The organism is Kitasatospora sp. NPDC001159, from assembly GCF_053598235.1.
Window position 1 is genome coordinate 52,835 of the sequence record NZ_JBSFJV010000045.1, and the last position, 9,832, is coordinate 62,666.

Sequence of the window (9,832 nt, forward strand, 5' to 3'; positions counted from 1 at the left end):
ATCACGTGGCTCCGTATCCGGGGTACCGACTCCCCTCCGGGTCTGCGTTCACTCCTGCGGGTGTGCGTGCGTTTTCGCCGTTGCCGTTGTTGGTGCCCGACGCTTCCGACGCCGGGTCCGGTTGACGCGACAGCACGGCGATGAACGGCACGTGACGAGGACGAAAAGGCATAGGTGCGATGCCTTTGTCCGACCTACGCTCGGCCCGGTAGCACAACGCGGACAACACAGACCCCATAAAACCCTCATCCGAGGGCGCCACCCGACGGGCGCCCCGACCCCCGGGTCCGCTTCGGCGTACCCGGTTTCCGGTTTCCGGACGGGTCGTCCTGTCGGCCGCGCACCTCGCCAGATCAATGACGAAGAGGTCATCGTGGCAGCGGAGATCATTCACAGCAGCACCCAGGACACCGACGATCCGGTCGACGCCGTTTTCGCGCTCCACCGCGGCGGCAAGATGGAGATCCGGGCGACGGTGCCGGTGCGCGACGCGGACGACCTGTCCCTCGCCTACACCCCTGGTGTCGCCCGGGTCTGCACGGCCATCGCCGAGCAGCCCGAGCTGGTCAACGACTACACCTGGAAGTCCAACACCGTCGCGGTGGTCACCGACGGCACCGCGGTGCTGGGCCTCGGCGACATCGGCCCGGAGGCCTCGCTCCCGGTGATGGAGGGCAAGGCCATCCTGTTCAAGCAGTTCGGCGGCGTGGACGCGGTGCCGATCGCGCTCGCCTGCACCGGGGCCGACGAGATCGTCGAGACCGTGGTGCGGCTGGCGCCGTCCTTCGGCGGCGTCAACCTGGAGGACATCTCCGCCCCCCGCTGCTTCGAGATCGAGCGCCGGCTCCAGGAGGCCCTGGACATCCCGGTCTTCCACGATGACCAGCACGGCACCGCGATCGTCACCACCGCGGCCCTGTGGAACGCGGCCGAGGTGACCGGCCGTGAGATCGGCGCGCTGCGGGCCGTCATCTCCGGTGCCGGTGCGGCCGGCATCGCCATCGCCAAGATGCTGCTGGCGGCGGGCATCGGCGACGTGGCCGTCTGCGACCGCAAGGGCGTGGTCCACGAGGGCCGCGGGGACCTGACGGACGTCAAGGCCGAGATCGCCGGGCTGACCAACCGCTCGGGCCTCAAGGGCTCGCTGGCCGACGCGCTGGCCGGCGCCGACGTGTTCATCGGCGTCTCCGGCGGCACCGTGCCGGAGGAGGTCGTCGCGACGATGGCCGAGGGCGCGTTCATCTTCGCGATGGCCAACCCCAACCCGGAGATCCACCCCGAGGTCGCGCACAAGTACGCGGCGGTCGTCGCCACCGGGCGCAGCGACTTCCCGAACCAGATCAACAACGTGCTGGCCTTCCCGGGCATCTTCGCCGGCGCGCTGCAGGTGCGGGCCTCGCGGATCACCGAGGGCATGAAGCTGGCCGCCGCCAAGGCGCTGGCCGGTGTGGTGGCCGACGAGCTGACGCCGCAGAAGGTCATCCCCTCGCCGTTCGACGAGCGGGTCGCTCCGGCGGTCAGCAAGGCGGTGGCCGAGGCCGCCCGCGCCGAGGGCGTGGCGCGGATCTGACGATCTGACGAATTCCTCCAGCCTGAGGCCGGGACGCGCGTCACACCCACGCGTGGTTCCCGGCCTCGGCCGTCCCGGCTATCGTCCGGGACATGTTTGCTGCCTACGCCGCACGTATCGACGCCGACGACCCGCTCAGCGGACTGGAGTTGGGCGAACTCCCCGAGCCGCAGGCCCGCCCCGGGTGGAGCGTGGTCACGGTCAAGGCCGCCAGCCTCAACCACCACGACCTGTGGTCGCTGCGCGGGGTGGGGCTGCCTGCCGAGAAGCTGCCGATGATCCTCGGGTGCGACGCCGCCGGGGTCGACGAGGACGGCAACGAGGTGGTCATCCACTCGGTGATCGGCCAGACCGGCCACGGAGTGGGCCCGAACGAGCCCCGGTCCATCCTGACCGAGCGCTACCAGGGCACCTTCGCCCAGCAGGTGGCCGTGCCCACCTGGAACCTGCTGCCCAAGCCCGCCGAGCTGAGCTTCGAGGAGGCCGCCTGCTTGCCCACGGCCTGGCTGACGGCCTATCGGATGCTGTTCACCAACGCCGGGGTCAAGCCCGGTGACACCGTCCTGGTGCAGGGGGCCGGCGGCGGGGTGGCGACCGCGCTGATCGTCCTCGGCAAGGCGGCCGGCCTGCGGGTCTGGGTCACCGGCCGGGACGAGGCCAAGCGTCGCCGGGCGGTCGAGCTCGGCGCGGACGCGGCCTTCGAGAGCGGCGCCCGGCTGCCCGCCCGGGTGGACGCGGTGATGGAGACGGTCGGCGCCGCGACCTGGTCGCACTCGGTGAAGTCGCTGCGCCCGGGCGGCACCATCGTCATCTCGGGTGCCACCTCCGGCCCGAACCCGAGCGCCACCGAGCTGAACCGGATCTTCTTCCTGGAGCTCAAGGTGGTCGGCTCGACCATGGGCACCAAGGAGGAGCTGGCCGGGCTGCTCTCGCTGTGCGCGACCACCGGCGTCCGTCCGGTGATCGACTCGGTGCTGCCGCTGACCGAGGCCCGGGACGGCTTCGCCCGGCTCGCCAAGGGCGACGTCTTCGGCAAGATCGTGCTCAATCCCTGAGGCACGGCGGCCCGGCGCCCCCGGAGGAGGGCGCCGGGCCGAGACCGTCAGGACCGCCGGCTCAGCCGAGCAGCCGCTTCAGCCGCTCGCCGGCCGCGCCCAGCACCGAGCGGGCCTCGGTCAGCTCGTCGGCGCTCACCCCGCCGTCCCGGGCCGCGTCGCGGACCTGGTCGCGGAAGCGGTCGAGCAGTCGCTCCAACTCGCGGGCCGGATCCTCGGCCGGGTCGGTGCGCGTCCACGTCGGCAGGTCGGCGGTGGCGGTGGCCCCCTCCTTGTCCAGGTCGATCCGGGTCACCGTGATCTTCTCGGCCGGCTCGTCCGCGGGCTGGCCCCAGCGGGCCGCGTCGGCCAGCCCGGCCAGGCCCTTGGTCAGCTCGGACAGGCCCTCGGCCAGCCCGGTCGGCCAGTCGCCCTTCGCGGCGTGCTCGCGCACCTGCTGCTCGACCCGGCGCTTGATCCGCAGCGCCTCCTGCTGGGCGGCGGTGCGGGAGGCCCTGGCCTGCTCGCGCAGCCGGCGGGCCTCCTCCTCGGCGGCCTTCGCCTTGGCCTTGGCGGCCTTCTCCTGCTCCCGGGCGCGCTTGGCCTGCTCCTTGGCCTGCCGCTTGAACTGGGCGAACTCCTCCTTGGCGCGCTGCCAGGACTCGTTGTCGCCCCAGGGGCCGGCCCACGGGTCGCCGGGGCCCTCGGCGCGGTCCGGCCGGGGGGCCTGCCGGGCGGCCTGCCACAGCTCCTCGCGCAGGTCCTTGGCGCTGTCCCGGACGTCCTCCCGGATCGCCCCGGCGAGCTGCGCCACGGAGTCGTGGATCTCGACCTCCAGCTCGTCCAACTCGCCCTGACGGGCTTCGAGTTCCGCGCGCCCGGCGTCGGTCAGCCGGTAGACCTTGCGGCCGCCCTCGGTGCTGTGGCTGACCAGGCCCTCCTGCTCCAGCTTGGCCAGTCGCGGGTAGACCGTGCCGGCGGAAGGGGCGTACAGGCCCTGGAAGCGCTCCTCCAGCAGGCGGATCACCTCGTAGCCGTGCCGAGGGGCCTCGTCCAGCAGCTTCAACAGGTAGAGCCGGAGTCGGCCGTGGCCGAACACGGGGGTCATCTCAGGCCTCCTTGGTGAGATCGGGCCCCGCGGGCGTGTCGGAGCCGGGCGTGTCGGAGCCGGGGGCGGCCGGGAGCTCCCTGACCACCGCCGGGACGTCGTCCTCGGGCTCGGGGCGGCGCAGCACGGTGACCGCGCCGGAGACGGTGGTGACGTTGAGGCTGCCGCGGCCCTCGCCGAGCTGGCCGGAGATTTTCTTGGCGCCCCAGGTGCTGCTCATCTTCAGCTCGTCGAAGGTGCTGGAGACCTCGCCGCTGGTGGAGCCGGCCACGACGGTGGCGTCGGCCAGCGAGGGGATGCGGACCACGACGGCGCCGCTGACGGTGTTGACCTTGACGTCCGTCCCGCCGGCCACGTCGAGGTCCAGGGTGACGGCGCCGGTGACGGTGTTGGCCTGGACCTTGTCGGCGGTGCCGGCGATCAGGGTGAGCTGCCCGGAGACGCTGTTGACCTTGAGCCGCCCGCCCACCGCCTGGGCGTCCACGTCGCCGGTCACGGTGCTGGCGTCGATCCGGCCGGTCAGCCCGGCCAGGGTGGTGTCGCCGCTGGCGCTCTGCACCGAGACGTGGCCCTCGACACCGGTGACGGTGGCGTCGGCGGACACGGTGCCGACCTTGACGTCGGTGCCAGCCGGGACGGTCAGGGTGACCGCGACGGAGCGCTTGCGCTTGAAGGAGTCGAAGAAGGCGCGGACCGAGCCGACCGACTTGATCCACTCGCCGAACTCGCCCCAGCTGTTGATGTCCTTGTACGTGACCGTCAGGACGCCGTCCACCAGGGTCACGTGCAGCGGCTCGCCCTTGAGCCCGGTGACCTCCAGGCGGGCCGGCCCCTCGGCCGCGACCACGTTCACCGAGCCGTCGATGACGCGTACGTGCAGCGCGCGCACCTCCTCGGGCACGGTGGTCCTGCCGGGGCCCTCGATCGTCCACTGGCTCATCTCTGCCGCCTCCCGTTCAGCGATCGCGATGTATCGCGTTCTCTTCTAAAGACGATATATCGCGTGCCGGGAAAAGCAAGCGGTTCCGCCCCCGATCCCGCCCCGGAGACATCCCGGAGCCGACCCCTACGGGGACATGCGAAGGGCCCGGGAGGCGGTTGCCTCCCGGGCCCTTCGTCCGGCGGTCACCGGGTCACTCGTCGTCCTCGTCGTCGAGCCGGGCCAGCCAGGTGGCCAGCCGCTCGACCGGGATCTCGAAGTCCGGGTTGAGGTCGACGAACTCGCGCAGGCGCTCGGCCAGCCACTCGAAGGTGACCTCCTCCTCGCCGCGCCGGTTCTCCAGCTCCTCGATGCCTCGGTCGGTGAAGTACACGGTTCGCTCCGGTCCGATGGGGATTGACCTGGTCAGGATAGACCCGTCGGTCAGCTGGCCCGCCAGGTGCTGACGGTCGCCGAGGCGGCACCCGTGGTCGGGTCGGCGGTGGTGATCGCGGCGATGGCGATGTTCCGGGTCACCCGGTCGCGGATGCAGAGCAGGCGGCCGGGCGCGACCCGGTTGTAGGTCAGGTCGGTGTCCGGCCGGGAGTCGATCGCGGCGGCGCACTGCTCGGCCGTCACCGTCGGCTCGGTGATCACGGCGAAGTCGGACTTCTCGTCCCCCGAACTCTCGAAGGAGTTGGCCTTGCTGCCACTGCCGGTGTTGGTGACGCCGAGCCCCCACTTCAGGTCGCTGGAGCCGCTGCGCGGTACCACCGTGCCGGCGTTCAGGTCGATCCGGTACGCGTCGGAGGAGTACTCGGCGGCCGGGATCGAGAGCGCCTTCTTGTCCAGCAGCAGGGTGTAGCCAGCCGGTCGGGCGGGGGCGGAGACGGTGCTCGGGCCGGACTTCGAGGGCACGGCCGTCACCGGCGCGTCGGATGCGGTGGCACTCGGGCCGGAGACGGAGTCGCCCTGGCTAAGCGCCGGGTTCGGATTGCTCTGGGTGACGGTCACCGCGGGGGCCGGGGTGGTGCTCGCGGTCGGCTTCTTGCCGTCGTCCAGCTTCTTCATCAGCACCACGCCGCCCGCGGTGCCGCCGATCGCCATCACCAGGGCGACGGTGAGCAGGACCTTCCAGGACACCCCGCCCTTGCGCCTGGGCTCGGGCTCGGGCGGTGCCGGGGTGACGGCGGTGACCACCGGGCCGGGCGGCGGGGTGTCGAAGGACGGCTGCTCCGGCTGGAGCTGGACGGTCGGCGGGGTGGGCAGCACCGGGGCGGTCGGCGTCTCGGTGGGCGGCTGCGGGGCGCCGTACGCGCCGAGCGGCGGCGGGGCGAAGCCCGGCGGGGGCGTGGCCGGCTGCTGCGGGGCGTGGGTCACCGCGGTGGCCGGGTGGGTCGGCTGCGGGGGAGCGGCCGGGGCGGCGGGCGGCGGGGTGGCAGGGGCCGGCGGCGCAGTGGCGGGCGCGGCCGGCAGCGGGGTCGGCGGAGTCCTGGGCAGGTCGGAGCGGCGGGTGATCTCGGTGTTGACCTGCCGCGGCAGCCAGTCGTCGCCGAACCGCAGCTGGCCGCCGACCTCCGGGTGGTTGCGGGCGGCCTGGATGATCTCGGCGGGCTTGGGGCGGTCCTCCGGGGACTTCGCCAGGCAGCGCTGGATCAGTTCGCGCAGGTCCGCCGGGACGGCCTCCAGGTCCGCCTCCTCGTGCACCACCCGGTAGAGCACCGCGGTGTCCGGCCCGTCGCCGAACGGCGCGGTGCCGCCGGCCACGTACGCGGCCAGGGCACCGAGCGCGAAGACGTCGGTGGCGGGGGTGACCGCTCGGCCCTGGGCCTGCTCGGGGGACATGAAGGCGGGGGAGCCGATCCGGTAGCCGGTGCCGGTCAGCGCGGTGGCGTCGGCGGCCCGGGCGATGCCGAAGTCGATCACCCGCGGGCCGTCCCCGGCGACCAGCACGTTGGCGGGCTTGAGGTCGCGGTGGACCACCTCGACGCTGTGGATCGCCTGCAGCGCCTCGGCGATGCCGCCCATCAGCAGCAGGACGGTGCGGACCGGCAGCGCGCCGTTCTCGCGCACCACCTGCTGCAGGGACGGGCCCGGGACGTACGCGGTGACCAGCCAGGGGGCGTCCGAGTCCAGGCCGCCGGAGTCGATCACCTGGGCGGTGTACAGCCCGTGGATCCGCTGGGCGTTGCTGACCTCCTGGGCGAACCGGCGGCGGAACTCGCCGTCCTCGGCGAACTCGGGGCGGACCACCTTGAGCGCCACCGGGCGCCCGCCCGGAGTGTACGAGAGGTAGACCCGGCCCATGCCGCCGGCGCCGAGCCGGGCGAACAGCCGGTAGCCGCCGACCTCCCGGGGGTCGTCCGGGAGGAGTGGCTGGAAGACCGGAGGAAGCTTGCCGGGCTGCGGCGTGTCGGCGGTCATGTGGTGATCCCCCTGGGAGAGCGGTGAGGTCGTTCGGCCGGGCCGCGGGCGCGATGACGGGCGCCGGGCGGCAATCTGGCGAGCCATAACCTATCGACCCGTCAGGAAACCGTGCAGGCCAGTCCGCGTTTGGTTGCAGAGCTGCGACCTTTCCCCGGGCACGACAGAACGCCCGCGGCCCCCGCCTCCCTGGTCGGGGGACGGGGGCCGCGGGCGTTTCAGCGGTGCGGGGCCTCAGCGCGTCAGAGCGCGAAGACCTCCTCGATCAGCGCCTGCTGCTCGGCGGCGTGCCGCTTGGCCGAGCCGACCGCCGGGGACGAGGCGGTGGTGCGGGCGACGCGGCGCAGGCGGGAGCCGCCGGCGCTGCGGCCGATGACGACCTGCAGGTGGTCGACCAGGTTCATCGCGATGAACGGCCAGGCACCCTGGTTGTCCGGCTCCTCCTGCGCCCAGACGAACTGGACGTTGTCGCCGTAGCGGGCCAGTTCCTCCTGGAGCTCGGCCACCGGCAGCGGGTAGAGCCGCTCGACCCGGACGATCGCGGTGTCGGTGACGCCGCGCTCGGCGCGGGCGGCCTCCAGGTCGTAGTAGAACTTGCCGGCGGTGATGACCACCTTGCGCACCTGCGCCGGGTCGACGGCGGTGTCGCCGATGACCGGGCGGAACGAGCCGGACAGGAACTCCTCGGTCGCACTGGCCGCGGCCTTCAGGCGCAGCATCGACTTCGGGGTGAAGACGACGAGCGGCTTGTGGTGCGGGTTGTGCGCCTGCCAGCGCAGCAGGTGGAAGTAGTTCGACGGCAGGGTCGGCATCGCGACGGTCATGTTGTTCTGCGCGCAGAGCTGGAGGAAGCGTTCCGGGCGGGCGGAGGAGTGGTCCGGGCCCTGGCCTTCGTAGCCGTGCGGCAGCAGCAGGGTGACGCCGGAGTGCTGGCCCCACTTCTGTTCGGCGGAGGCGATGTACTCGTCCACCATGGTCTGTGCGCCGTTGACGAAGTCGCCGAACTGTGCTTCCCACATGACCAGCGCGTTCGGGCGGGTCAGTGAGTAGCCGTACTCGAAGCCCATGGCCGCGTACTCCGACAGCAGGCTGTCGTAGACGGTGTAGCGGGCCTGGTCCTCGGTGAGGTACTGCAGCGGGGTGTAGTCCTCGCCGGTCTTGCGGTCGATCAGGACGGCGTGGCGCTGGCCGAAGGTGCCGCGGCGGCTGTCCTGGCCGGCCAGGCGGACCGGGTGGCCCTCCATGAGCAGCGAGCCGATGGCGAGGGTCTCGCCCATCGCCCAGTCGATGGTGTTGTCCTCGACCGAGGCGGCGCGGCGCTGCAGCTGCGGCAGCAGGCGGGGGTGGACGGTCAGCCAGTCCGGGTGGTTGACCTGGGAGGCGGCGATCCGCTTGACCATCTCCTGGGAGATGCCGGTCTGGATGGAGACCGGGAAGTCGGCGACCGGCTTGCCGGCGGTGGCACCGGCCGGTGCCTGGGCAGCGTCGCGGACCTCGGCGAAGACCTTCTCCAGCTGGCCCTGGAAGTCCTGGAGCGCCTGCTCCGCCTCTTCCATGGTGATGTCGCCGCGACCGATCAGGCCCTCGGTGTACAGCTTGCGCACCGAGCGCTTCTTGTCGATCAGGTCGTACATCAGCGGCTGGGTGAACGACGGGTTGTCGGCCTCGTTGTGACCGCGGCGGCGGTAGCAGATGAGGTCGATCACCACGTCCTTGTGGAACTCCTGGCGGAACTCGAAGGCGAGCCGCGCGACGCGGACCACGGCCTCCGGGTCGTCGCCGTTCACGTGGAAGATCGGGGCCTCGATCATGCGGGCCACGTCGGTGCAGTACATCGAGGAGCGCGAGGACGCCGGGGCGGCGGTGAAGCCGACCTGGTTGTTCACCACGACGTGCACGGTGCCGCCGGTGCGGTAGCCGCGCAGCTGCGACATGTTCAGGGTCTCCGCGACGACGCCCTGGCCGGCGAAGGCCGCGTCACCGTGGATCTGGATCGGCAGCACCGGGAAGGTGGTGCCGCCCTGGTCCAGGATGTCCTGCTTGGCGCGGGCGATGCCCTCGACGACCGGGTCCACGGCCTCCAGGTGGGAGGGGTTCGCGGCGAGCGAGACCTTGATGGTCTCGCCGTCCAGGCCGGTGAAGGTGCCCTCGGCGCCCAGGTGGTACTTGACGTCGCCGGAGCCGTGCATCGACTTCGGGTCGAGGTTGCCCTCGAACTCGCCGAAGATCTTGCCGTACGGCTTGCCGACGATGTTGGCCAGCACGTTCAGGCGGCCGCGGTGGGCCATGCCGATGACGGCCTCGTCGAGGCGGTGCTCCGCGGCGGCGTCGATGGTCGCGTCCAGCAGCGCGATCAGCGACTCGCCGCCCTCCAGCGAGAAGCGCTTCTGGCCGACGTACTTGGTCTGCAGGAAGGTCTCGAAGGCCTCGGCCGAGTTCAGGCGGCGCAGGATCCGCAGCTGCTCCTCGCGCTCCGGCTTCGCGTACGGCTTCTCCAGGCGCTCCTGCAGCCACTTGCGCTGCTTCGGGTCCTGGATGTGCATGTACTCGATGCCGACGGTGCGGCAGTAGGTGTTGCGCAGCAGGCCGAGGATGTCGCGCAGCTTCATCATCTTCTGGCCGCCGAAGCCGCCGACCGCGAACTCGCGCTCCAGGTCCCACAGGGTGAGGCCGTGCGTGGTGACGTCCAGGTCGGGGTGCTTGCGCTGCTTGTACTCCAGCGGGTCGGTGTCGGCCATCAGGTGGCCGCGGACCCGGTAGGAGTGGATGAGCTCCAT

Annotated in this window: 7 protein-coding genes; 2 read left to right on the forward strand and 5 right to left on the reverse strand. The window is 72.0% G+C overall.

Annotated elements, in window-relative coordinates; all coding sequences use genetic code 11:
- Positions 1-373 precede the first annotated feature (373 nt).
- Together ACWC9T_RS22985 and ACWC9T_RS22990 are read left to right on the forward strand one after the other, a co-directional pair.
- Positions 374-1,570, forward strand: coding sequence for an NAD(P)-dependent malic enzyme (locus tag ACWC9T_RS22985; RefSeq protein WP_449822914.1), 1,197 nt, complete (start codon positions 374-376; stop codon positions 1,568-1,570).
- Between the two features lie 92 nt (positions 1,571-1,662).
- Entirely contained in the window at positions 1,663-2,625 is a 963-nt protein-coding gene (locus tag ACWC9T_RS22990) for a zinc-binding dehydrogenase (protein ID WP_396246999.1), read from the forward strand.
- A 61-nt stretch (positions 2,626-2,686) separates the two neighbouring features.
- Here the strand turns inward: ACWC9T_RS22990 and ACWC9T_RS22995 are convergent, their stop codons facing one another.
- From ACWC9T_RS22995 to ACWC9T_RS23015, 5 genes are all read right to left on the reverse strand, one after another.
- Positions 2,687-3,712, reverse strand: coding sequence for a PadR family transcriptional regulator (locus tag ACWC9T_RS22995; protein ID WP_449822915.1), 1,026 nt, complete (start codon positions 3,710-3,712; stop codon positions 2,687-2,689).
- 1 nt (position 3,713) lies between these two features.
- Positions 3,714-4,652: a DUF4097 family beta strand repeat-containing protein gene (locus tag ACWC9T_RS23000; protein WP_449822916.1), complete on the reverse strand. Its 939-nt coding sequence runs from the start codon at positions 4,650-4,652 to the stop codon at positions 3,714-3,716.
- Positions 4,653-4,845: 193 nt separating this feature from the next.
- Entirely contained in the window at positions 4,846-5,025 is a 180-nt protein-coding gene (locus ACWC9T_RS23005) for a DUF6104 family protein (RefSeq protein WP_207810531.1), read from the reverse strand.
- Positions 5,026-5,075: 50 nt separating this feature from the next.
- Positions 5,076-7,055, reverse strand: coding sequence for a protein kinase domain-containing protein (locus ACWC9T_RS23010; RefSeq protein ID WP_449822917.1), 1,980 nt, complete (start codon positions 7,053-7,055; stop codon positions 5,076-5,078).
- A 242-nt stretch (positions 7,056-7,297) separates the two neighbouring features.
- On the reverse strand, positions 7,298-9,832 hold a 2,535-nt coding region (locus ACWC9T_RS23015; RefSeq protein WP_449822918.1), incomplete at its 5' end, for a multifunctional oxoglutarate decarboxylase/oxoglutarate dehydrogenase thiamine pyrophosphate-binding subunit/dihydrolipoyllysine-residue succinyltransferase subunit.

Excerpts from the sequence above, each read along its gene's own strand:
- ACWC9T_RS22995 (WP_449822915.1), bottom strand. The coding sequence starts at position 3,712 with ATGACCCCCGTGTTCGGCCACGGCCGACTCCGGCTCTACCTGTTGAAG.
- ACWC9T_RS23000 (WP_449822916.1), bottom strand. The coding sequence starts at position 4,652 with ATGAGCCAGTGGACGATCGAGGGCCCCGGCAGGACCACCGTGCCCGAG.
- ACWC9T_RS22990 (WP_396246999.1), top strand. The coding sequence starts at position 1,663 with ATGTTTGCTGCCTACGCCGCACGTATCGACGCCGACGACCCGCTCAGC.
- ACWC9T_RS23010 (WP_449822917.1), bottom strand. The coding sequence starts at position 7,055 with ATGACCGCCGACACGCCGCAGCCCGGCAAGCTTCCTCCGGTCTTCCAG.